The organism is Caecibacteroides pullorum (assembly GCF_019239235.1).
GTDB classification, from domain to species: domain Bacteria; phylum Bacteroidota; class Bacteroidia; order Bacteroidales; family Bacteroidaceae; genus Bacteroides; species Bacteroides pullorum.
In genome coordinates this window covers 1-26828 of the sequence record NZ_JAAZTS010000005.1, presented here as the reverse complement: position 1 = coordinate 26828, position 26828 = coordinate 1, and the positions used below count along the sequence as shown (strand labels likewise).

Below are 26828 nucleotides of genomic sequence, written 5' to 3'. Positions count from 1 at the left end.
TAAACCTTTAGTGGAGATATGTGTCAAATGAAACATCACGTTTAATAGATGTTTTTTTAAGAATAGACACAAATGAGAAAGACTTTTTTGCTGGTAGTGCTGCTTTGGGCTGTAGCGCTGTCGGCAGTATCGCAGAGCAAGATTATTTCCGTTTCGGGACGGCTTGTCGAAGATGACACCAAGGCTCCCGCTGCACAGGCTACTATCCAGTTATTGTCTTTGCCGGACAGCGCTTATGTTACGGGTGCGGCCAGTTCGGAAGCAGGTAGTTTTGCATTGCCTAAGGTAAAGGCTGGAAAGTATGTCCTAAAAGTATCTTATATCGGTTATAAAACACTGTTTCTTCCCTTGCAACTTACTGCTTCTGCTCCCAATAAGCGTTTAGGTACGTTGACGTTGGAATCGGATGCCATTATGCTGGCCGAGGCAGTCATTGTAGCTGAAGCACCGCAGGTACAGATTGTGGAAGATACGGTAGCTTTCAATTCTTCGGCCTATCGTACTCCAGAGGGAGCTATGCTCGAGGAATTGGTAAAGAAGTTACCTGGTGCGGAAGTGGATGATGATGGTAATGTGAAGATAAACGGTAAGGAAATCTCCAAGATCATGGTGGATGGCAAGGAGTTCTTTGGCGGGGATGTGAAAACGGGTTTGAAGAACTTGCCGGTGGATATGATTGACAAGTTGAAAACGTATGATAAGAAATCGGACTTGGCGCGTATTACAGGTATTGATGATGGTGAGGAAGAAACGGTGCTCGACCTGACGGTCAAGAAAGGTATGAACAAAGGTATCTTTGGCAATATTGACTTGTCTGGAGGTACGGAAGACCGCTATATGGGACGTGCTATGGTGAATTATTTTTATGATAAGACGCAAGTGTCGCTCATTGCAGGTGCCAATAATGTAAACGACCAAGGTTTCTCGGCTGGTGGTGGCGGGCCGCGCTGGCGTAGGAATAACGGTTTGACTTCGACCAAGGAACTGGGCTTGAACTTTGCCACAGAGACGGAAAAGATAGATATGGGTGGTAGTGTGCGTTACAATTACCGTGGCAATGATGTCTATAGTGACGGTTACACTGAAAACTTCCTGACAGGTGGTGAGGCTTCTTCGTTTAATAACTCCATCTCAAGTACATCGAGTGGAAATAAAGATTTTCATGCGGATTTTCGATTGGAATGGAAACCCGATACGCTGACCAACATTATATTCCGTCCTAATTTCAGTTGGGGGAAAAGTTATAGTACTGCCGATTCTAAATCGGGTACCTTTAATAGTGATCCTTATGCTGTAGTTACGAACCCGAATGAGTATCTTGACATCACCAAACTCTCTAAAATGAATTTGTCCGATGAGATTTTTGATGCGGACAGTGAAGAAGATCCGTTGGATTCTATTCGTGTCAATACTTCAAATAGCCTTTCGGGCAGTGACAGTAAGACCCTTTCGGCAGATGCAACTTTGCAGGTCAACCGTAAACTGAATTCTATGGGACGTAACATCACGTTCCGTGGTACAATCGGTTATGACGATTCGGAGAGTAAGCAATATACAGCTTCTAATACCCGCTATTTTCAACAGAATGAAGATGGTACGGTAACCCCAGAAAATATCATTCGTCGTTATGTAACTACTCCGACTGATGGTTACAACTATAGCCTGGAGCTGACTTATAGCGAACCGCTTTGGAAGGCTACTTTCTTGCAGTTCCGTTATCGTTTCAACTACAGTTATAGTAAGAGTGACAAGAAAGCCTATGATTTAGGTGAAGATTGGAATTTTGGTGAGGCCCTGCCTGATGATTATGAAGATGGTTATGATATGAGCCTGAGTAAATTTGCTGAATACAAGACCTATACGCATCGTTTCAGTCCCAGTTTGCGTTTCATTCGTCAGAAATATCAGTTGAGTGTTGGTGCGGATCTTGAGCCGCAAAAGACCTCGTTGTCCTATAAGAAGGATGCCATGGATACATTGGCTGTACGCAATGTCTTCAATGTAGCTCCGAACTTGGATTTCCGTTATCGTTTCTCGAAGGTAAGCCAGTTGCGTGTCACTTATCGTGGACGTAGTTCACAGCCGGGCATGGAGAACTTGTTGGATGTGACGGACGACTCCAATCCGCTGAACATTACCAAGGGTAATCCTTACTTGAAGCCTTCTTTCAATCATAGCCTTCGTATATTCTACAATACATATAATGTGGATCGCCAACAGGGAATATTCTCGCATGTCAACATGCAGATGACGCAGAATAGCATCAGCAGTTCGCGTACCTATAACTCTTCTACGGGTGGATGGGTGACGAAACCTGAGAATATAAATGGAAATTGGAGCGCATTCGGTATGTTCGGCATCAATTCGGCACTGAAAAACAAGAAATTCAATATTGGCTCTTTCAGTAATCTGTCCTATAACAACAACGTCGGTTATCTGACAACCGGTAACGGGGCTGAGGCTGTACAGCAGAAGAATACAACTACCAACCTGACTTTGAATGAACGGTTGAATGGCACATATCGTAATGACTGGCTGGAATTCGGATTGAATGGGACATTCTCTTACTCGATAGAAAAAGATAAGCTAACCCCTTCCAACAACCAGCAACCATATACTTATTCTTATGGAGCCAATACGACCGTAAGTATGCCATGGGGAATGAGTTTGTCTACCAATATTGCTAATCAGAGTCGTCGTGGCTATTCAGATTCCAGCATGAATCGCGATGAATTGATTTGGAATGCCCAGCTTTCACAGACTTTCTTGAAAGGTGATGCTACTGTCAGCTTTGAGATGTATGATATTCTGCATCAGCAGAGCAATATCAGCCGTTCACTGACGGCAAGTGGACGTTCGGTATATAAATACAATGGAGTGAACAGTTATTGTATGTTGCATTTCATCTATCGTTTGAATATATTTGGTGGGAAACAAGCTCGTGATAAACGGGGGCAGATGAACTTTGGCCCTGGTGGACATCGTCCTCCCATGGGTGGGCCGGGACGCCGTCGTTTCTAATGAAATAAGTTTGCTTTTTCCCAATGTTTTTTCTACATTTGTTTTCCATATAAATGGTATGGAAAACAAATGTTTGATTGGAGTACTCTAGTTGGACTAATTGCTACAGCAACTTTTGATGTAGTGTATTTCGGTGTTGTGTTAGGGACAATTCTGGTGATTGTTCTTGACAACCGCAATCCTGTCAAAACTTTAGCTTGGATATTGGTTCTGATTTTTCTGCCCATTGTGGGGCTTGTTTTTTATTTTTTCTTCGGACGGAGTCAGCGGCATGTGCGTATAATAAACCGCAAAGGTTATAATAGCTTGCAGAAAAAACCGTTACTGGAGTATATGTCCCAGACTTCCAGTTCCTTGCCTTTGGCTTATAGCCGATTGATATCTTTATTCCGAAATACAAATCAATCTCTTCCTTTCGATGGCAATCGGATCGAAACTTTTACCTCAGGATATGCGATGTTGCAGGCTCTTTTGCGGGAACTTCAGAAGGCTGTTCATCACATCCATCTGGAGTTTTATATTTTTGAGGATGATGCCGTAGGACGCATGATACGGGATGTATTGATAGAGAAGGCACAGAGCGGTGTAGAAGTTAGGTTACTTTACGATGATGTAGGCTGTTGGCATGTTCCCAATCGTTTTTATGAAGAAATGCGTGAAGCGGGTGTTGATGTCCGTAGCTTCTTGAAAGTCCGTTTCCCTTTATTTACTAGTAAAGTTAATTACCGAAACCATAGAAAAGTTGTAGTCATAGACGGGCGTATTGGATTTATTGGGGGTATGAACCTGGCGGAACGCTATGTGAAAGGGGTTCCATGGGGCGTGTGGCGAGATACGCACTTGCTGGTAGAAGGTAAGGCTGTACATGGGTTGCAGACAACTTTCTTGCTTGACTGGTATTTTGTAGATTGTACTTTGATGACTGCTGCCCGATATTTTCCCAAATTACAGCCTTGCGGTACATCGTTGGTACAGATTGTAACGAGTGAACCGGTAGGGCCTTGGAATGAGATCATGCAAGGGTTGGTGATGGCTATCGGTTGTGCTAAAAAATATTTTTATATTCAAACGCCTTATTTCCTGCCGACGGATTCTATTCTTGTTGCGTTGCGTACAGCTGCTTTGGCTGGTGTGGACGTGCGGTTGATGCTTCCGCAGAAGGCTGATGCGCGTATTATTCATTTGGCATCTTGCTCCTATTTGAATGAAATTCTGGCAGCAGGTGTAAAAGTCTATTTTTACAAAAAAGGTTTTCTCCATTCCAAATTGATGGTGTCTGATGACGCATTGTCTACAGTGGGATCCACCAACATGGACTTCAGGAGCTTCGAACACAATTTTGAGGTAAATGCCTTTATTTATGATGTAGAGACAGCTTTGTTGATGCGTGAGATCTTTTTACAGGATCAACGCGATTGTGTACAATTACATTTGAAAACTTGGGCTAAACGTCCTTGGTATAGAAAAGCTTTGGAAAGTCTGGTTCGTTTATTGGCTCCATTGTTGTGACCAAGATTTTATTGAAAAAATGAGAAGTTTACACTCCCATAGACGCGTCGTTCGATGAAATGGGGATGAGATTCAAAATTGTTTTTCTTTCCATGTTCCAACACGAAAAGCCCTTCATCTTTGAGTAATCCATGTTCGAATATCAGGTCGGGGATTGTTTCCAGCCCCTTCAACTCATATGGAGGATCCGCAAATATAAAGTCAAACTGGTTGTGACAACTTTGGATATATTTGAATACATCTCCTCTGATGGGAATACATTTGTCAGTTTTGACTTCATTCATGACTTTACAAATGAAGGCATGATGATCTCGGTCTTTTTCAATGCTGACTACTTGGTCGCATCCGCGTGATACCAGTTCCAGGCTGATGCTGCCAGTGCCGGCAAACAAATCGAGTGCATGTATATTATCTTCAAAATCCAGGTAGTTAGACAATACATTAAACAAATTTTCTTTGGCAAAATCTGTTGTGGGACGTGCCTTGAAAGAATGGGGTACGTCAAAACGGCGTCGTTTGTATATTCCGCTAATTACTCGCATTGGGTGATGGCTTGTAGGTCAAGGTTAGTGGCAGGGTTGGTTATAAAGACCTGTCGTATATATTTTCTTAATTCTCTCAGTAAAGGCTCTTTAGAGGCTAATAATCCAGTCAGATGAAGCTCGTCGCGTTCCTGGTCGAATCCCAGTTGTTTCCAGATGTAAAGTACGTAGTAGAGACGGTCCGATGCTGCTTTGCATGAAAAAGAGTTAGCTAATAATAATCGGTTACGCTCAAAAGCATAAACGTCCGTCGCATTTTCCCGTAGGTTAACATACATTTTCTGGTTGTTTCCCAGCCTGCTTTTCGAAAAGAAATATTCAATAAATATACTGGCTTGGGAATAGAAGTGTGCTTCGGGATATTGGTCGCACAAGAAAGTATAAACGCTTTTGTCCATACCGAATACGACTACCGTATCATTTCTATGAAGGATGTTATATCGTATTATTTCGTTTTCTTGTGTGGAAAAATTATGATAGAAAATGGTTTCAGCTTGCTCATCCTCGAAATATTCCAATGGAATGAAAGTGAAGCGGTTATTAGCTATCAGAATATTGATGCGTCGATAGGGAAGGTTCAGCCATTCCTTTTCTTTGAACACTTGTTTAAGGTTCGCTGTTAAGGATGATCCTTCGTTAAGGGAATATTCATAAATTGCATATCCGTTCTCTTCCAATGGGTTGAGTACAGAAAAAGAAAATCCATCCGTACTAAGACGGATGGATAATGTATATTGCTTTGATTTACTGAAATCAAGTTTCTCTATCATATATAGAATCAGGAAGATTATTCCCAGTTACCTGCGTTGTTGTTTGCAGTTTCCAAGCTACCAATCATCAGACCTGCGTATTTGCCCAATTTAGTCTGAAGGTCAATCTTGTTGGCGATTTCCTGAGGATCCAAACCATTCAGGTAAACAGTGTACGGAGTCTTAACTTCGAGCAGACAGAAAGGAGCACCCGATTTGGCTGTATCGTTCTTGATGGCCATTTCAAACTGTGCACCGTTTCCATAAGGTACATATCTCATAGAATCAGGATTGAAGCCTTTGGGGAAAATTGTATCCAATACGGCAGTCCACAAAGTATCACGCTCAAAGTTTTCCAATCCCCATTTTTTTACTTCAGCATAGTTACCAGTCTTTTTAGCTTTGTTGATGATGCTGACAGCCTTCTTTTCTGTCAGACCGTCTTCCATCTGCTTATCGGTCAGCTCACCTTTCTTATAAATAAAAGGCAGTTTGGCAGTCTTCACAAAGTGAATCAGCGTGTCAAAGCTGGGTGTATACTGCAAGTTGTTCAAGTTGCGGTATTCAGTCTGAGCTTTGCGGATGTCTATCAGACGGGCAATAACTGCTTGCTCTCTGATCTTCTCTGCTTTTTCGAAATTGATCGGCCCCATAATGCTGGCATAGCAGATATAGACCAATGCTAAGGCACACAAGCCTAAAACGATGTTAAATACTGTTTTCATGATAAATATGTTTTTTAGTTTATTATATTCGCACCGCAAAAATAAGAGAAATAAATTTAAAAACGATAGTTCCCGTTACTTTTTTCTCATACGAAAATGATAAATAACTATTTAGAAAGGCAAATTAAGGAAAATTTTCCTTACCAGCCAACTGTAGAGCAAGAAAATACGCTAAAAATGTTGTCGCAGTTTCTGTGTTCAAGAGAGAAGGATATTGCATTTCTGCTACGTGGTTATGCAGGTACGGGAAAGACTTCTCTAATTGGAGCGCTGGTTAGGACCTTAGATAAGCTTGAGCAGAAGGTTATGCTTTTGGCACCTACTGGGCGGGCTGCCAAGGTTTTCTCTGCTTATGCGGGACATCCGGCATTTACGATTCATAAGAAGATATACAGGCAACGAGCCTTTTCTGGCGAAGGTGGAAATTTTGATTTGAATGACAATCTGACAACGCATACTTTATATATCGTGGATGAGGCTTCAATGATTTCCAATGAAGGACTTTCGGGGACGATGTTTGGGACGGGACGCCTGCTTGATGATTTGGTACAGTTTGTCTATTCTGGGGAAGGGTGTCGTTTGTTGTTGATGGGAGATACGGCACAGTTGCCCCCTGTGGGTGAAGAGCTCAGTCCGGCCTTGTTTGCAGAGGCATTGAGGGGCTATGGCTTGGAAGTTGTTGAAGCCGATTTAACACAAGTCGTTCGTCAGGAACAGCAATCGGGCATTTTGTGGAATGCTACCCGGCTGCGTAGACTTATAGCGGAAGATTCCATGTATACATTACCGCCTGTACGGGTATCTTGTTTTCCCGATGTCAAAATGCTTCCTGGTAATGAATTGATTGATGCTTTGTCGACCTGCTATGATCAGGATGGTATAGATGAGACGATTGTCATTTGTCGTTCTAATAAACGGGCAAATATTTATAATCAAGGTATACGGTCACAAATTTTGTGGCGCGAGGAGGAACTGGAAGGAGGAGACCTTTTGATGGTAGCCAAGAATAATTATTATTGGACTGAGAAAGAAAAAGAATTGGATTTCATAGCCAATGGAGAGATAGCGATTGTGCGTCGCGTGAGACGTACGACGGAAATGTACGGTTTCCGTTTTGCGGATGTTTTGCTGTCTTTCCCCGATAGGCAGGATGTCGAATTGGAAACTCGATTGTTACTTGATACGTTACATAGCGATGCACCAGCCTTGTCACGTGAAGACAATGAACGGCTTTTTCAGAGTGTACTAGAAGACTATGTTGACGTACCTTTGAAGAAGGAGCGGATGAAGAAAATGAAGGCTGATCCTTATTATAACGCTTTGCAGGTGAAGTATGCTTATGCGGTGACTTGTCACAAAGCGCAGGGTGGTCAATGGAAAAATGTATTTTTGGACCAGGGATATATTACGGATGACCATCTGACACCAGACTATTTCCGTTGGCTTTATACGGCTTTTACCCGAGCTACGGGGACGATTTACTTGGTCAATTATCCGACGGATCGTGTGGAGTAAGTTCGTGAGAAAGGAACGCTTGGCGTGTCATTTGCCGGCTAAGGAACGTTTGTACGATACCTCGTACGCTTAAATAAGTTAGGAAGGCCAGCCAGAGGGCATGGTTTCCCCAGGTATGATACAAGGCATAATACAGAAGGAAGAAGCAGCCAGCTGCTATTGCCATGGATTGTAGCATTCCTTTTGTGTTGGTAGCACCTATGTAGATTCCGTCCCAAATAAAAGCAGCCATGCCGGCTATCGGAATAACCAAGGCCCATCCCAGATAGTTTTCGGAAGCTTCTATCACTTCTGTCTCATCAGTTAACAAGGCTAGGAATGTATTGCCGCCTGTGGCGTAGGCGATGGTGAACAATAAAGCCATGATGCCTCCCCATACGAACAAGTGTTTCTGTGTACAAGTGTATGCTGGGTAGTTCTGAGCTCCGATGTGTTTGCCGATAAGGGCTTCGCCAGCGTATGCAAATCCGTCCATTATATAGGAATAGAGTGTAAATAATTGCATTAGCAAGGTGTTGACGGCTAGTATAATTTCTCCTTGTTCGGCTCCGGCTGAGGTAAAGAACAGGGTGACTGCAACCAGGCAGAGTGTACGTAAGAAGATGTCGCGATTTATTTGAAAAAAATGCCACATAGCTTGCCGTTTCCATAATCCTTTCCTACTGAAATGTTTCCATAAACCGCCATAATGTCGTATCCATAGTCCTATTCCCATCAGGAAACCTGCATATTGGGCTATTAGGGTTCCAAGTGCTACTCCCTCCACCTTTAGCCCGCCTATATATACCAGGCAAAGGCTGGCAATGATGTTCACTACGTTTTGTGTGATGGCGATGATCATTGGAATGCGTGAGTTTTGCATCCCGATATACCATCCTGTGAGTCCATAGAGGCCCAGGGTAGCGGGAGCTCCCCAGATGCAGATGTGGAAATAGGTTGTAGCGAGTCTTTTAATTTCTTCAGTGGGATGGATAAAGAAGAAAGCCGCTTCTCTAATCGGAATCTGCAGGATGATGAGGGCAAGGGCGGCCATCATTCCAATGCCAACGGAACGGACTGCCATTTGAACAATCTCGTCCGCTAAATGTTTACCGTAAAGCTGAGCGGTCATACCGCTTGTCCCCATGCGCAAAAATGCGAAAACCCAATAGATGATGTTGAATAACATCCCACCTACTGCGATGGCGCCGATATAGGCAGCATTGCCTAGATGGCCGACAATGGTGACGTCTACCAGTCCCAGCAGGGGAACAGTAATGTTCGATACGATAGCCGGAAGGGCTATATTCAGTATTTGCTTGTCGGTCTCTTTCATTGCGTTTGCAAAGGTAGGCAGAAATGCTAAATAGAGAGAATTTTATTAATGATATTTGTCCAATATTTACTTGACTTTTAGAGGCGGATTGTCTAATTTTGTAGGCCTTCCAAAAAAAGGAAGAGAAACTGGATCTAAACTGACTATTTTTTATGAAAATCTGGATGTTAATCATGTTCAGCATGTTTCCGCTTACAATGTTTTCCCAATCGGCGGACGTGCTATTGCGTAAAGTAGTTGATGCGCTTGCCTCGGGGCAAACGGGGTATGCTGTAAGTCTTTTCCGGCAGTCATGTCAGGCTGACGGGCATGAGGCGGAAATGTTTTATTGGACAGAGGTGGATAAGTCGGAGAATACGGCGCCACAGTTTGCTCGCGAGCTGGCTGAGCATTTTAAAGATGTTCGTAATTACACCAAGGCCTATTTGTTCTATAAAGAGTTATTACAGTATACTCCGGACAATGTGGATGTTCTTGTTTCATGTGCAGAGATGGAAGTACGTTGTGGAAAGGTGGCAGATGCAAAGGCTACTTATGAGCAAGTTGTGGCACTCGATTCGGATAATTTGCAGGCATGTAATTTTTTAGGTAGTTATTATTTCCTGAAATCTGAGGATGCGCGTAAAAAAATAGAGGCAGACTTCAAGAAGCTTTCTTCGCCTACCCGTATGCAATACGCCCGTTATCGCAACAATCTCTCATCACTTTTTGATTCGGGTTATTCTAAAGCCCGTGCTTATTTGCAACAAGTGTTGACGCTATTCCCCTCTTCCGAAGCGGGTAAAACTCTTGAGAAAATAAAGCTGGTTGAACGGGAAGTCAACAAATAATCTTTGTTGCTTCATCGTTTGACGGTATGGCTCGATTGGGTTAGAAACTGAGCACTACGCGGTCGCCCAGACGCTTGGCCATGACACTTTGTACTTCGCGCAACTCGCTGTATCGTTGCATGATGGCGTTGCATTGTGTCTCGTCCTGCACCACCTTGGGGTCCTGCAGGGCGCGCATCATGTGTTTCAGTTCTTCGCCGACGATGGCATACTTGAAGTTGGTGGTGAGCAGCGGCACCAGTTCGTAGAGCCGTTCTTCGTCGGTTACAATCTTCTGATTCTTATAGTGGTATTTGCTCAGCTGGTAGCGGTCGCTGATGAGCTCCGTACTCAGGCGGCTGATGACAGGGTCGGGGTGTGTCAGGAAGTAGTGCTCGGCTCGGAAGCCTTCATCGTGCAGGTGGGCGGCGGCTTCGGTCATCATCTGGCGGTGGAGCGGATTGTGGAAGGCCAGGTCGTCCTGCTGTAGGTCGGCCACCACGAATTCGATGACCGTCACGGGGATTTCCTTGCCTTCTTCGTCGGCCACGTTGCACATGACACGCTCGCCGTAACGGACCACCATCTGCAGGATGAGCCGTTCGTAGCGGTAGAATTCCTGTCCTTCCTTGCCCTCCTGGGGGATGAAGGAAGTGTAGCTGTCCGCTGCTTCCGCGGTACCCGTTGTCGGTATAGAAGAATCGTCGGGGAAGGGGGCGGTATAGGCCTCGGGCGGCAGGTCGTCTGCCGTAGGGGTGGGGATGTTGCCTGCCTGTGCCTGTGTATTGTCGGCCGGTTGTGCGGCAGCTGTACTGCGCCGGCGTTCGCGTTCGCGCTGTTCGGCCTTGCGCTCGGCTTCCTTCTCGCGGCGCTTGGCCACTTCGGAGACGAGCAGGCGGTCTTCCACGTGCAGCAGCTGGGCACATTCCTTGATATATACGTCGCGCACAATGGCTTCGGGGATGACGGAGATGCTCTGCACGATGTTGCCTATCAGTTCGGCCCGGCGGATGGGGTCCTGGCCCGCGTCTTCCATCAGCAGGTTGGTCTTGAAGCGGATGAAGTCCGTCTCGTGCTCGCGGATGAAGGCCTGGAACTCCGTGGAGTTGTGCTTGCGGGCATAGGAGTCGGGGTCGTCGCCGTCGGGCAGGAGGCACACCTTGATGTTCATCCCCTCTTCGAGCAGCATGTCGATGCCTCGGAGGGAGGCCTTGATGCCGGCCGCGTCGCCGTCGTAGAGCACCGTCAGGTTGTTGGTGAAGCGGTGTATCATCTTGATCTGCTGCGTGGTGAGCGCTGTGCCCGACGAGGCTACTACGTTCTCTACCCCGCTCTGATGCATGGAGATAACGTCCGTATAGCCTTCGACCAGGTAGCAGCGGTCCTGCTTGACGATGGCCTGCTTGGCCTGATACATGCCGTAGAGCTCGTTGCTCTTGTGATAGATTTCCGATTCAGGCGAGTTGACGTACTTCACCTTGACGCCCTTGGTGGCGGAGGCCAGCACACGTCCGCCGAAGGCTACCACCTTGCCGCTCAGCGTGTGGACGGGGAAGATGACGCGCCCCCAGAAGCGGTCGCGCAGGCGGTGGTCGTCCGTTTCGTAACAGAGGCCGGTTTTCACCAGATACTCCTGCTTGTAGCCTTTGGCGAGAGCCTCACGGGCCATGGCGTCGTGGCTCTCGGTGCAGTAGCCCAGCTGGAACTTCTCGATGATGTCGTCGCGGAAGCCGCGGCTGCGGAAATAGGCCATGCCGACGTTGCGACCTTCGTCGGTCTGCCGCAGGGTGCGGCGGAAGTAGTCGCAGGCCCACTGGTTGACGACGAACAGGCTTTCGCGCTCGCTCTGCGCCGCCTTCTCTTCGCCCGTCAGTTCGCGTTCCTTGATTTCGATGCCGTATTTCTTGGCCAGAAAGCGCAGGGCGTCGGGGTAGCTGAGCTGTTCGTGCTCCATGATGAAGTGGACGGCGTTGCCGCCCTTGCCGCAGGCGAAGCACTTGCAGAGGCCCTTGGCGGGCGAGACGTAGAACGAGGGCGTCTTGTCGTCGTGGAAGGGGCAGAGGCCCACGTAGTTGACGCCGCGCTTGCGCAGGGTCACGAAGTCCGACACGACATCGTAAATCTGCGCCGCGTCCAATATCCGGTCTATGGTGGCTTGGTCTATCATACGGAGTACAAAGGTACGGGTTATTTCCGAGATTCCGTCCGGTTGGGGCGAATTTAATGCCTTGTTCGACCCCACTCGTGGGGTACAGTTGCATCCCGCGGGTGGGCCGCGACCGGACCCTTTACTTCAGCTTCTCGCGCAGTCGCGTCAGGTACTGCTTCATGCCGTCGGCATCCTTCTTCTCGATGATTTCGAGCAGGTTCTTCAGCTCCGTGCGGATGTTGGCCACCTGGGCGGGCGTGCGGGGGTTGAAGAGGATTTCCTGCAGCAGGTAGTCGTCCTCGCTCATCAGGCCGCGGGCAATGGCCATGTGCTTCTTGAAGGTGGTGCCCGGCGCGTCCTGGTGCTTCATCACGGCGGCGAAGACGAAGGTCGACACGAAGGGGATGGACAGGGAGTAGGCTACCGTCTCGTCGTGCTCGTCGAACGTGTATTCGAAGATGTTCAGCTTCAGCGTCTGGTAGAGGTCCTTGAAGAAGATGCGGCCCAGGTGGTCGCCTTCGGTGATGATGATGGCGTTCTCCGTGCTCAGGTTGTTGAGGCTGGCAAACGTGGGGCCGAACATGGGGTGCGTGGACACGTAGCGGAAGCCGCTTTCCTTGTAGAAGGCCTTCAGACCGGTCTTCACGGAGGCGATGTCGCTCAGGATGCAGTCCTTGGGAAGCACGGGCAGCACCTGGCGGAAGGCTTCGAGGGTATATTTCACCGTGGCGGCGTTGATGACCAGCTCGGGTTCAAATTCCTTTATCTCGTCCAGCGTGGTGAAGCGGTAGGTGTTGTAGACGAAGCGCAGCTGGTGCGGGTTGACGTCGAACACGGCCGTCTCGTGCTGGAAACTCAGTACGTCATTGAAGAAGGAGCCCATCTTTCCGGCTCCGAGGATCAGGATTCTCATGATAAAATGAAGAATTAAGAATTAAGAATGAGGAATTGAGAACGAAGAATGAAGAAGGGGCGTCGGGGACAGGTATGCCTGTCGCATGCGCAGCCCTAATTCTTCATTCTTCGTTCTTCATTCTTCATTTGTTAATGATTTCCATTTGCTGTCTTACACTTTCTTCGTGTATGGCTTCGAACACTTTTTTGATAAAGTCGGCATCCATGCCGCACAAGGCGCCTTGCGAGCCACGCTTCTCCAGAATCTCGTTGTAGCGGCCCGTCTGAAGGATGGTCATGCCGTGCTCCTTCTTGTAGGTACCAATTTCGCGGGCCACGCGCATACGCTTGGCCAACACTTGGATCAGGTCGTCGTCACATTCGTCAATTTGCTTGCGCAGTTCGTTCAGGTTTTCAGTGCTCTGGTTGGTTTCGCGGATGACGAGCAGGTTCAGAATGTAGTCCAGAATGTCCGGTGTCACCTGCTGTGCGGCGTCGCTCCAGGCGCAGTCGGGATTGCAGTGGCTCTCCACGATGAGGCCGTCGAAGCCCAGGTCCATGGCCTGCTGGCACAGCGGGGCTACCAGCTCACGCTTGCCGCCGATATGGCTCGGGTCGCACAGGATAGGCAGGTTGGGGATGCGGCGGCGTAGCTCGATGGGGATGTGCCATTGCGGCAGGTTACGGTAGATGCGCTTGTCGTAGGCCGAGAAGCCGCGGTGGATGGCTGCCAGCCGTTTCAGTCCGGCCTGGTTGATGCGCTCCAAGGCACCGATCCACAGCTCGAGGTCGGGGTTTACGGGGTTCTTCACCAGCACGGGGATGTCCACGCCCTTCAGCGCATCCGCTATCTCCTGCATGGCAAAGGGGTTGGCTGCCGTGCGTGCACCTATCCACAGGATGTCGATGCCGGCTTTCAGAGCCTCGAACACGTGCTTGGCCGTGGCCACTTCGGTGGATACGTACATGCCCGTCTCCTGCTTCACTTCCTTGAGCCAGGGCAGTCCGTCCACACCCACGCCTTCGAAGCCTCCGGGCTTGGTGCGGGGTTTCCAGATGCCGGCGCGGAATATCTTGATACCGCGTGCGGCCAGTTGGCGTGCGGTTTCCATCACTTGTTCTTCAGTCTCGGCGCTGCAGGGGCCTGCAATCACCAGGGGGCGTTTTTCGTCCACGCCCGGAAGCGTAATTTTCTCTAATTCGAGTTCCATAACGATTGAATTTAGAATGATGAATGAAGAATTTGCTGTGTTGGCTTTCTCGTTCTTACGGATTCATCATTGTATGTTCTTATGTTTATTAATTGTTCTGTGGTTTACGAATGATGCGGTTGGGAATTCTTCGTTCCTCATTCTTCATTCTTCATTTTCCTGATTCTCTCCAGCGCCTCTTCCAGCTTCGCGTCCTTGCAGCAGAGCGAGATGCGGATGTAGCGTGCGCCGTTCGAACCGAAGATGAAGCCGGGAGTGATGAAGACGTGGGCCTCGTGGAGCACGCGTTCGGTCAGTTCCTCCACGTCCTTGCAAGAGTCGGGAATGCGGCCCCAGAGGAACATGCCCACCTGCCGTTCGTCGTAGGTGCAGCCCAGTGTATGCATGATTTCTCCGGCCAGCCGGCGGCGGTTGCGGTAGTTGCGGTTGTTGCCTTCGTACCAGTCGGCGTCGGCCTCGAGGGCGGTGGCGGCGGCCAGCTGCATGGCGCGGAACATGCCGCTGTCGATGTTGCTCTTCACCTTCAGCACCCATTGCACGAACTGCGGGTTCGAGGCCAGCATACCGATACGCCAGCCCGGCATGTTGTGGCTCTTGCTCATGGAGTTGAACTCGATGCAGCACTCTTTGGCGCCCGGCACGCTGAGGATGCTCAGCGGATGGTCGTTCAGGATGAAGCTGTATGGGTTGTCGTTCACGATGATGATGTCTTTCCGGCGGGCGAAGTCCACCAGACGCTCGTAAAGTTCGGGTGTGGCGGGCGCACCTGTCGGCATGTTGGGATAGTTGGTCCACATCAGTTTGACGCGGCTTGTGTCCAAAGCCTCCAGCTGCTCCCAGTCGGGCATCCAGCTGTCTTCCTCCTTCAGGTTGTAGTTCACCACCTCGGCACCTAGTATTTTGCTTAGGGAGGTGTAGGTGGGGTAGCCCGGATTGGGTACCAGTACCTGCTCGCCTGGGTTTACAAAGGCCAGCGTGACGTGCAGGATACCTTCCTTCGATCCGATGAGCGGTTGTATCTCGGTCTGCGGGTCGAGCTCTACACCATACCAACGCTTGTACCACGCGGCGAAACTCTTGCGCAGTTCGGGGATACCCACGTAGGGCATGTATCCATGTCCGTCGGGGTTCTGTGCCGCTTCGCATAAGGTCTCTATGGTTTTGGCCGAGGGCGGCATGTCGGGGCTGCCGATGCCCAGGCTGATGATGTCCATACCCTGTGCGTTCATCTGGGCCACTTCCTTCAGCTTGCGCGAGAAGTAGTATTCGCTGACCGAGGCCAAGCGGTCGGCCGGCTTGTAGTTTGTAGTTTTATTACAGTGTTGATTTTCCATCTTCGTATTCTCCTAATATCTTTAATTCTTTGGTCAGTGGGCTGATGGCGGCAAGCGCCTGTTTGTATCTCAAGAGTTGGTCGAACATGACGTCAACGTAGAACTGGTATTCCCATTCCCGTCCGATGATGGGCAGTGACTGGATTTTGGTCAGGTTGATGCGATAGAATGAGAGAATGGACAGTACTTGCGAAAGGCTCCCCTCGGTGTGGGGCAGGGTGAATACCAGACTGGCTTTGTTGGGTTCGCGGTTGCGGTGGCGGTTCAGTTCGTCCACCTGCCACGGGTCTGCCACTACAAGGAAGCGGGTGAAGTTGTGCTTGTTTGTTTCGATGCCCTCCTGCAACACCTTCATGCCGTAGAGTTCGGCTGCGGCTTTCGAGCAGATGGCGGCGTGCCCTTTCAGGTGTTCCTTTTTGATGATTTCGGCACTGAGGGCGGTATCTTCGCCTTCCACCACCTTGATATTCGGATGTTGGCTCAGGAATTCGCGGCATTGCATCAGGGCGATGGGGTGCGAGTTGACCTCGGTGATGTCGTCCCAGTCTTCTTCGGGCAGGCAGACGAAACTGTGCGAGATGCGCAGTTTGTGTTCGCCGATGATTTGCGTGCCGCTCTGTCGCAGCAGTTCGTTGTTGTAGAGCAGGCTGCCTGCAATGGTGTTCTCGATGGCCAGCATGCCGATGACCTGGCTGTCGTGGCGGATGGACTTGAACACGTCTTCAAACGTAGCGCAGCAGATCAGTTCGATGTCTTCTCCTTCAAAGTATCGGTGTGCTGCAATGTCGTGGAAGGAACCCAGTGTTCCTTGGATGGCTATTCGTTTCATATCGTTGTATTAACAAAAAATCCCGCTTCCAATCAATGGGAGCGGGATCCATATCTTTTATTTCAGTTCTCTATTCAGTTCTTAAGCGTCACTGTCACTTGACACATACAAACTCCCGCTCTACTTTGTGGCTAAAGTAAAAGTAAAAGAAGAAGTAATATGCGTAAGTAAACAGGTTCATATTTTGCTTTTGTTGTTATTTCGTCGGCAAATGTAATGCTTTTCTTTGAAATGCAAACAATATTCCATGTTTTTTTTGAAAAACGTATCAATTTTACTTTTTCAGTACTTGCACGTCCACCTGTACGGGCCGGTGGTCCGATGCAACAGTCTCCGGCAAAACGCTCTGTTGCAGCACCTTGAATTCGTATCCGTTTGCCGTATACCCGTAGATGTAGTCGATACAGCAGTCGGGACGGTCGGCTGGGAATGTATAGGCGGTGGTATCGTTCAGTGCGGTGAAGTGCCGTTTCAGTTCCATCTGGGGCTTTTCGGTGGGGCGGGAGTTCATATCGCCTGCCAGCAGGACGGGCTTATGGTATCCTTCCACCGCTTTCAGGATGTCCTGTACAGCTGTCAGCTGGTCTTCGGGCGTCAGTGACTGGTGGGTGGCGCAGAACACGTAGTCCTTGAATTCGGCCACAATCATGGTTCGCTGTTCTTCGCGTCCGGGCATGGGAATTTTCTTGTAACTCAATGGCTGCTCTTTGGACAGCAGTCCGATGCCGTAGCTGCCTCCCTGAAAGGGAATGGCTGAGGCAAAAAGGCCGTGCATGCCGGTGAGAGTTTCCAGTTCTTTCAGGGCGTAGACACCATCGTTGCGTTGGGTTACACTGTCCAGTTCTTGAAGGGCTACTATATCCGGTGTCGCTTGTTTGATTACGTTTGCAATGCGGTTGTAGTCGCGTACGTTGTCCAGCCCGATGCAGTTGTGCACGTTGTAGGACATGATGCGCAAGTTTGTTGGATTTTGTCCGCAGGAACATAGTCCACAACACAGGGCGAATGCATAAACCAATAACTGTTTTTTCATGATTATTTCTGGATTTATAAGGCTGCTTCGTTGTCTGCAGGGTAGACTACACCCCATTCCTGCCGGAGCTGGTCGAGCAAACGCATGATTGCAAGTGTTTCGGCATGGGGCATGGCTGGAGTTTCCAACAACCCTCTGCGCAAAGCGTCGATAGAAGCCTGTACTTCGTATTCGTAGCCGCTGATTTGGGGCGGGCAGTCGTAAATCTTCACCAACTGGTGGTCTGTATCGTAGATGGCGGCCTGTTGCGGATTGTTGATATTGTCCACTACGATATATCCCTTTTCGCCCGAGATGATGCCCTGGCGGTCGTTAGCGCAGTTGGCTGTGACCTGCATCACGGCCATATTGCCGTCGGCATAGCGAAAAGAAATGCTTTCCTGAAGGTCTACACCGTTGGCGTTTTTCACGCAGTGTGACTGGATATCTTCGATGTCAGTACCGAATATCATGCGGGCGAAGTTGATGGGATATACGCCCAAGTCGAGCAGGGCGCCTCCACACAATTCAGGTTTGGCGATTCGTTCTTTATAAGCGATGGAGTAGCCCAGGCTGGCGGTCAACATGTGTGGACGGCCGATGACTCCGCTAAATACCAGTTCACGAATGGTGTTGGAGAAAGGCATGTAACGTGTCCAGATTGCTTCGGTGATAAATATGTTGTGTTCTTTGGCCAACCGTAACAGCTCTTCAGCCTGACGTGCATTGGCGGTAAAAGCTTTTTCGCACAATACGGCTTTCCCGTTCAGGATACACAGGCGGGCGTGTTCGTAGTGATGAGAGTGGGGAGTGGCAATGTAGACCAAATCTACCTGAGGGTCAGTAGCCAGCTCTTCATACAAGCCGTAAGCCTGTTTGAATCCCCATTCCTTGGCGAAAGCTTTGGCGCGGATTAGTTCGCGTGATGCAACTGCGTAGCAGTTCACGTCTTTCATCTGTTGTAGGGTGGCAGCCATCTTGGCGGCGATATGTCCGGTACCCAGGATGGCTACATTGTTTCGTTCTTTACTCATAGTGTTTGGTTTTGTTCTCTGATAGCGTATGAAGGGTTAGAGTCCCAAAATATCGGTTTGTCTTCCTCCAGGCTGGTTGTTGTATTCACCGTTGAATGCTTCGCTTTCCTTTGGGTTTAGCTCCAGCTCCTTTTTCATATCTTCTGTGGCTCCTTCTTTGTCACCGTTCAGTAACTTGGCCCGACCGCGTTCATGGTACGCTTTAGCGAAGTTGGGATTCAGTTCGATAGCTTCATCAAAGAGGGCGATCGCTTCTGTCATTTTTTTCTGTCCAATATACAGTTGTCCCAGGTACAGATACGCCTGTTCGTTGAACGGATTGTCTTCTGTCACTTTGCGGAAGTCGGCCTCAGCTTCTTCCAGTTGTCCGTTGGCTTCTTTTATGCGGCCGCGGAGCAATAAAGCGTTCTCTTCATCGGGATCCTGGCTCAAGATGGCTTCGATATCTTCTGCGGCCTCTTTGTATTGCTGCATCTTTATCAGCGCTTCGGCTCGCAACAAGCGCGCTTCGGTGAAGTCGTCCTTCAGCAGGATCGCTTTTGTCAGATGGGCAATGCACATGATTCCGTCACCCTGTCCGTCTGTCGCTTTGCCTAGCAGATAATGTGCCATTGCGTTGCCTTCTTCGATGGCAATGGCTTTTTGGGCAGCTTCAGCCATGGCCGGATAGTCTTCTTGTACAAAACAGACATTAGCCAGGTTCAGGAAGGTATTGGTGTGAGTCGGTTCGATTTGCGCCATGCGTTCCAGCAGACGGCGTGCCTCGGCCAGCTGGTTGGTCTGTATATAGACCTGTACCAGATACCCCATGGTCTCGAAATCTTCCTGTAGGGCCAGCGCTTCCTGAAAGCATTTGATGGCGTAATCGCTGCGTCCCATGCGTTGGGCACGCATACCGTCGTATTTGAATATATCGAAGTTCTTTTGTTTGTTCTTCTGTTGCTCCTCTTCCGGATTTGAGGGCTTTCCTGAGAAAAATGACTTGAAAAATCCCATAGCTGTTTCTGATTAATTGCGGGACAAAAGTAATGAATTATTTTCTGATTTGCAGCATTCCGTTATGGGTAAATATTTGTTTGTCGTCCATCATTTGACGTAAAGTCTCCGCCAGCAGGTCTTTCTCTACAAGAAGCTGGTCGGCTAAGGCGGCCGGTGTAAGGGAATGGCCGCTCAGGCAGTGTAAGACTCTACCAGACAGACTGTCAGCTTGTTTGTCTGTTGTGATTTTGTGCCTGAGTCTGAGGCAGGTGTCACATTGGCTGCAGTCGTGTTCGTTCTGTTCGCCGAAGTAGTGCAGTAGCATGCGGCTGCGGCAGGCCGTATCGTTGGTGACGTATTCGAGCATCGCTTTGATACGTTGCTCGTAGCGTGCTTTCCGTTCTTCGTAGACGGCAGGCGGGATGTTCAGCCGGTTGCTTTCCACACGTTCGCGTGTATAGATGATGTAAGGTGTCTTTTTGCGGGGGATGTAGCTGACAATACGTCGTCGGGAGAGTTCCTTCAGCATTTCGTAGACCTGCCGCTGTGTAAGACCGGTACGTATGGCCAGTGTCTCTTCACTGATGAAGGCATAGTCTGTAAACAGGCCGGTGTAAGAGCGTAGAGCCGCCTGGATGAGGCGGTCCATGTCCTCTCCCAGTTCGCGTAGCCTGTACAGTTCCTCACGCCCAACGCTGAAAAGCAGGCGCGAAGCGTTGTCCTGTTCGTCGGTATATTCCAGGTAGCCGGCTTGTGTCAGGATTTTCAGGGCACTGTCTACGGGGACAGGAAAGTATTTGAACTTGCGGCAGAAGTCCTCGATGTCGAACTCCCTTACACAGCCCAGTCCGTCGCCCATGGCCATCTCATAATAATATTGCAGGTGTTCGTAGACGTCGCGAATGTAGTCTTTTTCCGGAAAGTTGTCGGGGATGCGCTTGCGCAGCGTCGTGCTGTCCGATTGGGCGTAAAGGATGATGGCATAAGCTTTCTGTCCGTCGCGTCCCGCACGGCCCGCTTCCTGGAAGTAGGCTTCGATGGAGTCGGGCAGATCCAGGTGAATGACCAGCCGTACGTCGGGCTTGTCGATGCCCATGCCGAAGGCATTGGTGGCTACCATGACGCGGCTTTCGCCCTTTTGCCACCGCTGTTGGCGGATGTCCTTCACGGCGTCGTCCAGTCCGGCGTGGTAGAAGTCGGCGGTGATGCCCTGTTGTTGCAGCCATTCGGTCACCTCCTTGGTACGCCGGCGGTTGCGTACGTAGAGGATGGCACTACCCTCCATGCGTTGCAGGATATGCAGCAATTCGCTGGCTTTGTTTTCCGTTTGTCGCACCACGTAGGCAAGGTTGGTCCGCTCGAAGCTCATACGGAATACGTTCTCCTTGCGGAACTCCAGTCGCTGTTGGATATCCTTTACCACTTCCGGTGTGGCGGTGGCGGTCAGGGCCAGGATAGGTACGTCCGGCAGCAGGTGGCGCACTTCGGCTATCTTCAGGTAGGCCGGGCGGAAGTCGTATCCCCATTGCGAAATGCAGTGGCTCTCGTCCACCGTAATCAGGCTGATTTTCATTTTGGCCAGCTTGATGCGGAAGATTTCCGTGTCCAGTCGTTCGGGTGAGATGTAGAGGAACTTGTAGTTGCCGAAGATGGCGTTCTCCAGCGTTGTGATGATGTCCTGGCGGCTCATGCCCGAATAGACGGCCAGGGCCTTGATGCCCCGCCGTTTCAGATTTTGCACCTGGTCTTTCATCAGGGCGATGAGTGGGGTGATGACCAGACACATGCCTTCCTGTGCCAGGGCAGGCACCTGGAAGGTGACGGACTTTCCGCCGCCCGTCGGCATCAGGCCCAGCGTATCGCGTCCCTCGCCGATGCTGCGGATGATGTTCTCCTGTATGCCGCGGAAGGAGTCGTAGCCCCAGTATTGCTTTAAGATTGCCTGATAGTCCATGACTGCGAAAATCCGTGCCATCCGTGCCTGCTGAAGTCAGTTCGGCTTGATGTCCTCTATCTGGAGCTGCACTTCGCCCCGCTTGTGGGTATTTTCCTCGATGGTGTAGCAGATGTCGAACGAGCGCTTCGTCTTGATATAGCGCACGTGCGAACTCTGTCCGAAGGCGATGCCGTTCATCACGTTGTTCGACTTGTTGTCCACCAGTTCCAGCTTGATGTGCTCCTGGTCGCGGCCCACCACCTTGCTCGTGCCGTAGTCGTAGACGTTGTGAGTGCAGAACACCGGCTTTACGTTCTCCGGACCGAAGGGGTTGAACTTCTTCAGGTCGCTGAAGAACTTGGGTGTGATGTCCTTGAAGTCTATTTCGGCGTCGATGTCGATCACGGCGCTGGTCTGCTCGGGCAGGATGTGTTGCGACACGAATTCCTCGAACCGTTCGGTAAAGGCGGGCACGTTCTCCACCTTCATCGACAGCCCTGCGGCGTAGGTGTGGCCGCCGAAGTTTTCGAGCAGGTCGCGGCAGTACTCGATGGCCTTATAGACGTCGAACCCCGACACGGAGCGGGCCGAGCCGGTGGCCATGTCGTTGGTGCGGGTCAGCACCACGGCGGGGCGGTAGTAGATTTCAGTCAGACGTGAGGCTACGATGCCGATGACGCCCTTGTGCCAGGCCTCGTTGTAGAGCACGATGGAGCGGCGGTCGGCCAGTCCCTCCAGCCCTTCCACAATGTGGTTGGCCTCTTCGGTCATGCTCTTGTCCAAGTCTTTGCGCGTCTCGTTGTACTGGTTGATCTGGCTGGCCTTCTCGCGGGCGGTGGAAAAGTCCTTCTCCGTCAGCAGATCCACGGCTTCCTTGCCGTTCTGGATGCGTCCCGAGGCGTTGATGCGCGGACCTATCTTGAAGACAATGTCGCCGATGGTCAGTTCCTTGTCCGCCAGTCCGCAGACGTCGATGATGGCCTTCAGCCCGATGCTGGGGTTGCTGTTGAGCTGCTTCAGGCCGTGATAGGCCAGGATACGGTTCTCGCCCATGATGGGCACGATGTCCGAGGCGATGCTCACGGCCACCAGGTCGAGCAGGGGAATCAGGTGATGGAACTCGATACCATTGCTCATCGTAAAGGCTTGCATGAATTTGAAGCCAACACCGCAGCCCGACAAGTGTTCGTAGGGATAGGTGTTGTCTTCGCGCTTGGCGTTCAGAATGGCCACGGCAGGTGGCAACACCTCGTCGGGCACGTGGTGGTCACAGATAATGAAGTCGATGCCTTTCTCCTGGGCATACGTAATCTCCTCTACGGCTTTGATGCCGCAGTCCAATACGATGATGAGTTTCACGCCTGTTTCCACGGCGTAGTCCACTCCTTTGTAGGATACCCCGTAACCTTCGTTGTAGCGGTCGGGGATGTAATAGTCGATGTTCGAATAGAACTGTTGGATAAACTTGTAGACCAGTGCCACAGCGGTGGTACCGTCTACGTCATAGTCTCCGTAAATCAGAATCCGTTCTTTCTTTCCCATAGCCTTGTTCAGGCGTGCCACGGCCACGTCCATGTCCTTCATCAGGAACGGGTCGTGCAGGTCGGGCAGTTGCGGGCGGAAGAATTTCCGTGCAGCGGCAGCTGTTGTGATGCCGCGTTCGATGAGCAGTTGGCCAAGTATGGGGCTAATGCCCAACTCCTGCGCCAGTTGCCGGCTTGCTTCTGCCTGTTCGGGTGTTATGGGTTGATAATTCCATTTGTGAGTCATTTTATATATTATTTTTTCTTTTTCCAGTCTCGGGTGTCGGGGCGGGCGAAAAGTGCCCATTTCTCCAACAAGTCGTAAAGGTAGCAAAAACTCTTGAAAGAAGGATGAAAAGAACATAAAATCTTTCTTAACGGGTGGAAATAGAAGGACGGGAACGGTTGGAAGCGGCTAAAAGGCATGCGAGGAGATAAATATGCCTTTCACTCCCTTATGGTTGCTATCTTGCTGCACAACCTGCTGATTTTCAATGCCGCCACAGATGCCACAGAGGGTTACATTAAAATTATTGAGCCAATTAAATAAATAGGCTGCCTTTAAAGGCAGGTCATTTATTTATTTTCACGCGTAATGTTTACACAATTATCTGTGGCATCTGTGGCGGCATTGAAAATCAGCAGGTTGTGCAGCAGGATGATTTGTCCCTACTTCTCTTTATGTTTTCTCGTTTTTCGAAAAGGGGCGTTGGGTGCCTTGACGCCGTGCTTCCTGACCCTCTGACGCCGTGCTTCGTCAGCCTCTCAGGGAGCACTGCATGACACCCTCACGCAGCACTTCGTCAGGACCTCATGCAGCACTTCGTCAGACGGAGTGGGGGAATCGGGTGGGAATTTCAGTGTTTTTATTATTTTTGCCGGAAAATAAAAATGTTTGTCTTATGCTTGCCTTCATATCCTGTGCCAAGACCATGGCTGCCCGCTGCACCCTGCGCGTGCCGCAGCTGACCACACCCCGCTTTGAAGCCGAGGCGTTGCAGAACGCCCTCAGCCTGTCGCAATATTCTGCTGCCGAGCTGGAGACCCTGCTGCGGGTCAACGCGAAGATAGCCGCCGAAAACCGCCTGCGCTACCACGACTTCTGTTCGGAAGAAAACCGTCCGATGCCCGCCATCGGAGCCTATACGGGGGCGGTGTTCAAGCGCATCGCGCCGCGTGACTTCACGGCCGACGACTTCGCCTTTGCGCAGGACCACCTGCTCATCACCTCCTTCCTCTACGGCCTGCTGCGCCCGCTGGACGGCATCCGGCCCTACCGGCTGGAGGGCGACGTCTGCCTGCCCGAACGAGGCGGACTGTCGATGTTCGACTACTGGAAACCGCTGCTGACGGACGTGTTCATCGAAACCGTCAGGCAGCAGGGCGGCGTGCTGCTCAACCTGGCCAGCGGCGAGATGAAGAACCTCTTCGACTGGCGGCGCGTGGAGCGCGAGGTGCAGGTCGTGACGCCCGAGTTCCAGGTGTGGAAGGGCGACCGGCTGGCGACGGTGGTCATCTATGCCAAAATGTGTCGGGGCGAGATGACGCGCTTCTTCCTGAAGAACCGCCTCACCCGCCCCGAAGAGTTGCGTGGTTTCGAATGGGAGGGCTTCGCGCTCGACGAAAGCCGGAGCACGGACACCCACCTGCTGTTTACTGCCTGATGGTGACCATCGTGGCACCGAACCCGTATTCCTGGAAGGAGGCATCCTGCGCTTTGCAGGCCGGGTACTTGCGCTTCAGCTCGTCCAGCAGCGCACGGCGCAGCACACCGTCGCCCTTGCCGTGGATGAAGACGATGCGCTGCTCGCGCTTGTTCTTGTACTGCTCCATCACCTCGCGGAACTTGTCCAGCTGGTAGTTCAGCATTTCGCCGTTGGTCATGCCGCGGGTGTCGTCCAGCAGCTCGCCGATGTGCAGGTCCACCTCGATGATGTCATTCTTGCCTCCTCGTTTAGCTACAGTCTGCGGCTTGCGGGGCGCGTTGTCGACAGCCCGTTTCTGTGATAAGGCTTCCTGAATGTCTTCGGCCGACACATAGACTTGCTTGGCGGGCTGGTCGTCCTTGACTACGTCGTAGAGCAGGGCCGGTGTCTCGAAGAAGTCGGTCTGTTGGAAGGTATGCAGCTTGTAGAACTTCACCGTGTCAATACGCAATTCTACGCTGATAGCGGGTTTCAGTTGGAAGGAACGGCGGTCCTTGAAGGCCACCAGCTGTACGGCCACGCGCTCCAGGTCGTTGAGCGAAGCCTTCTCGAACTCTTCGAGCAGCAGCTTCGTGTTGGGCTCTATCAGTCCGTGCGAACGTACGGTCCATGCCTTGCCCTCGGCGCCCAGGTAGGTGTAGTAGAGGTAATAGTTGCTGTCGTTCACCAGGTAGCTTTCGAAGGACGTGGTACTTACTGCCTTGATGTCGGTGGGCACGAAGGCCAGGTGGACGTTGAGCGTGTCGCCGCCCTTCATCTCCGGTTGGCGGTAGACCGACACCTGAGGCTTCTCCACACGGTGCAGCGGCTGTTCGGCCGGTTGCGGTGCGGTCGGTCGGGCCGGCTGTTCCTCGGCCTTCTTCTGTTGGGCCTTGGCGGCTTTCGAGGCGGGAGTCGGTACGTTGTAGTCGTCCGTCTCTATCACCACCACTTCACGGATGTGCATCGGGATGTCGAACCCGTCGGCGTCTTCCACCAGTACGATGTCTTTGCCTTGAAATCCGGTGACCTTTCCGCCACCCACTTCGCTCAGAAAGCGAACTTTGTCTCCTATCTTTATCATATCTTTTCTGTTTTAAGTGTAATCCGGCAAGAGGCTGTTTACCCTGTCTGCCTCTCTTCGGGGCAAAGGTACGGCAAACGCGGGGAAAGACAAAGCGGAAACCGAAGTTTCGTCATTCCTCCTGTTCCGGGCGGAGCATGTAGCCTTGCTTGGGCAGGAGGGCAATCTCCATTCCGCTGTCTGCTGCCAGGTATTTCCGCAGGTGGCTTATGCAGTTCATCAGGCTCTGTTCATTGGGCGTTTCCGTTTTTTCCCACAAGGTTGCTTCGATGAGTTTTTTCTCTACTGCCTGTTCCCGATAGGCAGCCAGCAGTTTGAGCAGCCTGTATTCCATGTGGCTCAGGCATTTGACGGGTTTCCCGCTCCGGCTGTCAGTCAGTTCCCGTGTGCGGCAGTCCAGCCTCAGTCTGCCTATGGGGATGGATGTATGGCTGGTACGGACGGCATACCGCCGGATGTATCCGGTCAGCTCCTCCATGTCGAACGGTTTCTTCAGATAACTGGTGGCGCCGGTCTCCAGTCCTTGCCGGATGGTGGTTCCATCCGTGTACGAGGATACAAAAATCAGGGGCACGTCGGGTAACAGTGCACGCAGCCGGGGCGCCGTTTCGATGCTGCTTTCCGTCCCTATCTGTACGTCCAGAAAGATGATGTCGGGCATGCAGGCGGTCGCTCTGGCCGTCAGTCCCTCCAGCGAGTTCTGGTAGAACACATCATAACCTTCCGCCTGGAGCGCGGTGCCCACCACCTGCCCCAGCAGGAGGTCGTCGTCCACGAACAATACTTTTATTTTTTCTGTCTTTTCCATTTCTTTTATTGTCAGGGTCTGTTTGTCTGTTTGCGGGGCAGGCGTATGTTGAAGGTACTGCCCGTTCCTTCCCGGCTTTCCACCCGGATGTCTCCGCCGTGGGCACGGACCACGTAGCGGGCATAGGTCAGGCCGATGCCGTAGCCCTTCTGTGCGCGGCCTTCCT

23 protein-coding genes are annotated in these 26828 nt (G+C 50.8%); 6 read left to right on the top strand and 17 right to left on the bottom strand.

Annotated elements, in window-relative coordinates:
- Positions 1-72: 72 nt before the first annotated feature.
- Both HF894_RS05515 and cls read left to right on the top strand, forming a co-directional pair.
- Complete coding sequence (locus HF894_RS05515) at positions 73-3021, top strand: TonB-dependent receptor (protein ID WP_075318485.1); 2949 nt, start codon at positions 73-75, stop codon at positions 3019-3021.
- A gap of 69 nt (positions 3022-3090) precedes the next feature.
- Positions 3091-4530, top strand: a complete 1440-nt coding sequence (gene cls, locus HF894_RS05510; protein WP_021847852.1) for a cardiolipin synthase — start codon at positions 3091-3093, stop codon at positions 4528-4530.
- An 8-nt stretch (positions 4531-4538) separates the two neighbouring features.
- Here the strand turns inward: cls and rsmD are convergent, their stop codons facing one another.
- Genes rsmD through HF894_RS05495 form a run of 3 tightly spaced genes read right to left on the bottom strand, consistent with a single transcriptional unit; the run spans position 4539 to position 6546 of the window.
- Positions 4539-5072, bottom strand: coding sequence for a 16S rRNA (guanine(966)-N(2))-methyltransferase RsmD (gene rsmD / locus HF894_RS05505; protein ID WP_075318486.1), 534 nt, complete (start codon positions 5070-5072; stop codon positions 4539-4541).
- A complete protein-coding gene (locus HF894_RS05500; protein ID WP_021847850.1) occupies positions 5063-5842 on the bottom strand; it encodes a DUF3822 family protein in 780 nt (259 codons plus the stop codon). The genes rsmD and HF894_RS05500 overlap by 10 nt, the downstream gene beginning before the upstream one ends.
- Before the next feature lie 17 nt (positions 5843-5859).
- Positions 5860-6546 (bottom strand): hypothetical protein, encoded by a 687-nt coding sequence (locus HF894_RS05495; protein WP_021847849.1) that lies wholly within the window; start codon positions 6544-6546, stop codon positions 5860-5862.
- Positions 6547-6642: 96 nt separating this feature from the next.
- Here HF894_RS05495 and HF894_RS05490 point away from each other — a divergent pair, with 96 nt between their 5' ends.
- Positions 6643-8061, top strand: coding sequence for an ATP-dependent DNA helicase (locus HF894_RS05490; protein ID WP_204971382.1), 1419 nt, complete (start codon positions 6643-6645; stop codon positions 8059-8061).
- On the opposite strand, the gene HF894_RS05485 is transcribed toward HF894_RS05490, so the two are convergent.
- Positions 8033-9376: an MATE family efflux transporter gene (locus HF894_RS05485; RefSeq protein WP_204971381.1), complete on the bottom strand. Its 1344-nt coding sequence runs from the start codon at positions 9374-9376 to the stop codon at positions 8033-8035. The two genes, HF894_RS05490 and HF894_RS05485, sit on opposite strands and share 29 nt — an antisense overlap.
- A gap of 152 nt (positions 9377-9528) precedes the next feature.
- Here HF894_RS05485 and HF894_RS05480 point away from each other — a divergent pair, with 152 nt between their 5' ends.
- Complete coding sequence (locus tag HF894_RS05480) at positions 9529-10206, top strand: tetratricopeptide repeat protein (protein ID WP_204971380.1); 678 nt, start codon at positions 9529-9531, stop codon at positions 10204-10206.
- A 40-nt stretch (positions 10207-10246) separates the two neighbouring features.
- On the opposite strand, the gene dnaG is transcribed toward HF894_RS05480, so the two are convergent.
- The 10 genes from dnaG to recJ all read right to left on the bottom strand — a co-directional run bounded on the left by dnaG (position 10247) and on the right by recJ (position 23332).
- Complete coding sequence (dnaG, locus tag HF894_RS05475; RefSeq protein ID WP_204971379.1) at positions 10247-12352, bottom strand: DNA primase; 2106 nt, start codon at positions 12350-12352, stop codon at positions 10247-10249.
- 121 nt (positions 12353-12473) lie between these two features.
- The gene (locus tag HF894_RS05470; protein ID WP_204970254.1) at positions 12474-13247 is read right to left on the bottom strand and encodes a prephenate dehydrogenase/arogenate dehydrogenase family protein; all 774 of its coding nucleotides are present in this window, start codon (positions 13245-13247) and stop codon (positions 12474-12476) included.
- A 124-nt stretch (positions 13248-13371) separates the two neighbouring features.
- A complete protein-coding gene (locus HF894_RS05465; protein ID WP_021847843.1) occupies positions 13372-14439 on the bottom strand; it encodes a bifunctional 3-deoxy-7-phosphoheptulonate synthase/chorismate mutase type II in 1068 nt (355 codons plus the stop codon).
- Between the two features lie 137 nt (positions 14440-14576).
- Entirely contained in the window at positions 14577-15773 is a 1197-nt protein-coding gene (locus HF894_RS05460) for a pyridoxal phosphate-dependent aminotransferase (RefSeq protein WP_204971378.1), read from the bottom strand.
- Positions 15754-16602 carry a prephenate dehydratase gene (locus HF894_RS05455; RefSeq protein WP_021847841.1) on the bottom strand — a complete coding sequence of 283 codons (849 nt, stop codon included), beginning with the start codon at positions 16600-16602 and terminating at the stop codon, positions 15754-15756. Before HF894_RS05455 ends, HF894_RS05460 begins: the two co-directional genes overlap by 20 nt.
- A 274-nt stretch (positions 16603-16876) precedes the next feature.
- Positions 16877-17635, bottom strand: a complete 759-nt coding sequence (locus HF894_RS05450) for an endonuclease/exonuclease/phosphatase family protein (RefSeq protein ID WP_204971377.1) — start codon at positions 17633-17635, stop codon at positions 16877-16879.
- A 14-nt stretch (positions 17636-17649) separates the two neighbouring features.
- A complete protein-coding gene (locus HF894_RS05445; RefSeq protein ID WP_204971376.1) occupies positions 17650-18648 on the bottom strand; it encodes a Gfo/Idh/MocA family protein in 999 nt (332 codons plus the stop codon).
- A 36-nt stretch (positions 18649-18684) separates the two neighbouring features.
- Positions 18685-19644, bottom strand: coding sequence for a tetratricopeptide repeat protein (locus HF894_RS05440; RefSeq protein ID WP_204971375.1), 960 nt, complete (start codon positions 19642-19644; stop codon positions 18685-18687).
- 37 nt (positions 19645-19681) lie between these two features.
- Positions 19682-21580, bottom strand: a complete 1899-nt coding sequence (locus tag HF894_RS05435; protein WP_204971438.1) for a RecQ family ATP-dependent DNA helicase — start codon at positions 21578-21580, stop codon at positions 19682-19684.
- A 36-nt stretch (positions 21581-21616) separates the two neighbouring features.
- Positions 21617-23332, bottom strand: a complete 1716-nt coding sequence (recJ, locus tag HF894_RS05430; protein ID WP_204971374.1) for a single-stranded-DNA-specific exonuclease RecJ — start codon at positions 23330-23332, stop codon at positions 21617-21619.
- Between the two features lie 177 nt (positions 23333-23509).
- On the opposite strand from recJ, the gene HF894_RS15270 reads away from it, so the two are divergent.
- Both HF894_RS15270 and HF894_RS05425 read left to right on the top strand, forming a co-directional pair.
- Positions 23510-23635, top strand: coding sequence for a hypothetical protein (locus tag HF894_RS15270; protein WP_262899887.1), 126 nt, complete (start codon positions 23510-23512; stop codon positions 23633-23635).
- A 352-nt stretch (positions 23636-23987) separates the two neighbouring features.
- Entirely contained in the window at positions 23988-24749 is a 762-nt protein-coding gene (locus tag HF894_RS05425; RefSeq protein WP_204971373.1) for a YaaA family protein, read from the top strand.
- Here HF894_RS05425 and HF894_RS05420 read toward each other — a convergent pair.
- The 3 genes from HF894_RS05420 to HF894_RS05410 all read right to left on the bottom strand — a co-directional run.
- Entirely contained in the window at positions 24739-25851 is a 1113-nt protein-coding gene (locus HF894_RS05420) for a DUF2027 domain-containing protein (protein WP_204971437.1), read from the bottom strand. The two genes, HF894_RS05425 and HF894_RS05420, sit on opposite strands and share 11 nt — an antisense overlap.
- A 115-nt stretch (positions 25852-25966) precedes the next feature.
- The gene (locus tag HF894_RS05415; RefSeq protein WP_204970247.1) at positions 25967-26662 is read right to left on the bottom strand and encodes a response regulator transcription factor; all 696 of its coding nucleotides are present in this window, start codon (positions 26660-26662) and stop codon (positions 25967-25969) included.
- A gap of 11 nt (positions 26663-26673) precedes the next feature.
- A partial coding sequence (locus HF894_RS05410; protein WP_218417846.1) for an ATP-binding protein occupies positions 26674-26828 on the bottom strand: 155 nt, incomplete at its 5' end.

Bases quoted from the DNA above. Each gene is read 5' to 3' on its own strand.
- HF894_RS05515 (WP_075318485.1), top strand. From the start codon at position 73: ATGAGAAAGACTTTTTTGCTGGTAGTGCTGCTTTGGGCTGTAGCGCTG.
- cls (WP_021847852.1), top strand. From the start codon at position 3,091: ATGTTTGATTGGAGTACTCTAGTTGGACTAATTGCTACAGCAACTTTT.
- rsmD (WP_075318486.1), bottom strand. From the start codon at position 5,072: ATGCGAGTAATTAGCGGAATATACAAACGACGCCGTTTTGACGTACCC.
- HF894_RS05500 (WP_021847850.1), bottom strand. From the start codon at position 5,842: ATGATAGAGAAACTTGATTTCAGTAAATCAAAGCAATATACATTATCC.
- HF894_RS05495 (WP_021847849.1), bottom strand. From the start codon at position 6,546: ATGAAAACAGTATTTAACATCGTTTTAGGCTTGTGTGCCTTAGCATTG.
- HF894_RS05490 (WP_204971382.1), top strand. From the start codon at position 6,643: ATGATAAATAACTATTTAGAAAGGCAAATTAAGGAAAATTTTCCTTAC.
- HF894_RS05485 (WP_204971381.1), bottom strand. From the start codon at position 9,376: ATGAAAGAGACCGACAAGCAAATACTGAATATAGCCCTTCCGGCTATC.
- HF894_RS05480 (WP_204971380.1), top strand. From the start codon at position 9,529: ATGAAAATCTGGATGTTAATCATGTTCAGCATGTTTCCGCTTACAATG.
- dnaG (WP_204971379.1), bottom strand. From the start codon at position 12,352: ATGATAGACCAAGCCACCATAGACCGGATATTGGACGCGGCGCAGATT.
- HF894_RS05470 (WP_204970254.1), bottom strand. From the start codon at position 13,247: ATGAGAATCCTGATCCTCGGAGCCGGAAAGATGGGCTCCTTCTTCAAT.
- HF894_RS05465 (WP_021847843.1), bottom strand. From the start codon at position 14,439: ATGGAACTCGAATTAGAGAAAATTACGCTTCCGGGCGTGGACGAAAAA.
- HF894_RS05460 (WP_204971378.1), bottom strand. From the start codon at position 15,773: ATGGAAAATCAACACTGTAATAAAACTACAAACTACAAGCCGGCCGAC.
- HF894_RS05455 (WP_021847841.1), bottom strand. From the start codon at position 16,602: ATGAAACGAATAGCCATCCAAGGAACACTGGGTTCCTTCCACGACATT.
- HF894_RS05450 (WP_204971377.1), bottom strand. From the start codon at position 17,635: ATGAAAAAACAGTTATTGGTTTATGCATTCGCCCTGTGTTGTGGACTA.
- HF894_RS05445 (WP_204971376.1), bottom strand. From the start codon at position 18,648: ATGAGTAAAGAACGAAACAATGTAGCCATCCTGGGTACCGGACATATC.
- HF894_RS05440 (WP_204971375.1), bottom strand. From the start codon at position 19,644: ATGGGATTTTTCAAGTCATTTTTCTCAGGAAAGCCCTCAAATCCGGAA.
- HF894_RS05435 (WP_204971438.1), bottom strand. From the start codon at position 21,580: ATGGACTATCAGGCAATCTTAAAGCAATACTGGGGCTACGACTCCTTC.
- recJ (WP_204971374.1), bottom strand. From the start codon at position 23,332: ATGACTCACAAATGGAATTATCAACCCATAACACCCGAACAGGCAGAA.
- HF894_RS15270 (WP_262899887.1), top strand. From the start codon at position 23,510: ATGCGAGGAGATAAATATGCCTTTCACTCCCTTATGGTTGCTATCTTG.
- HF894_RS05425 (WP_204971373.1), top strand. From the start codon at position 23,988: ATGCTTGCCTTCATATCCTGTGCCAAGACCATGGCTGCCCGCTGCACC.
- HF894_RS05415 (WP_204970247.1), bottom strand. From the start codon at position 26,662: ATGGAAAAGACAGAAAAAATAAAAGTATTGTTCGTGGACGACGACCTC.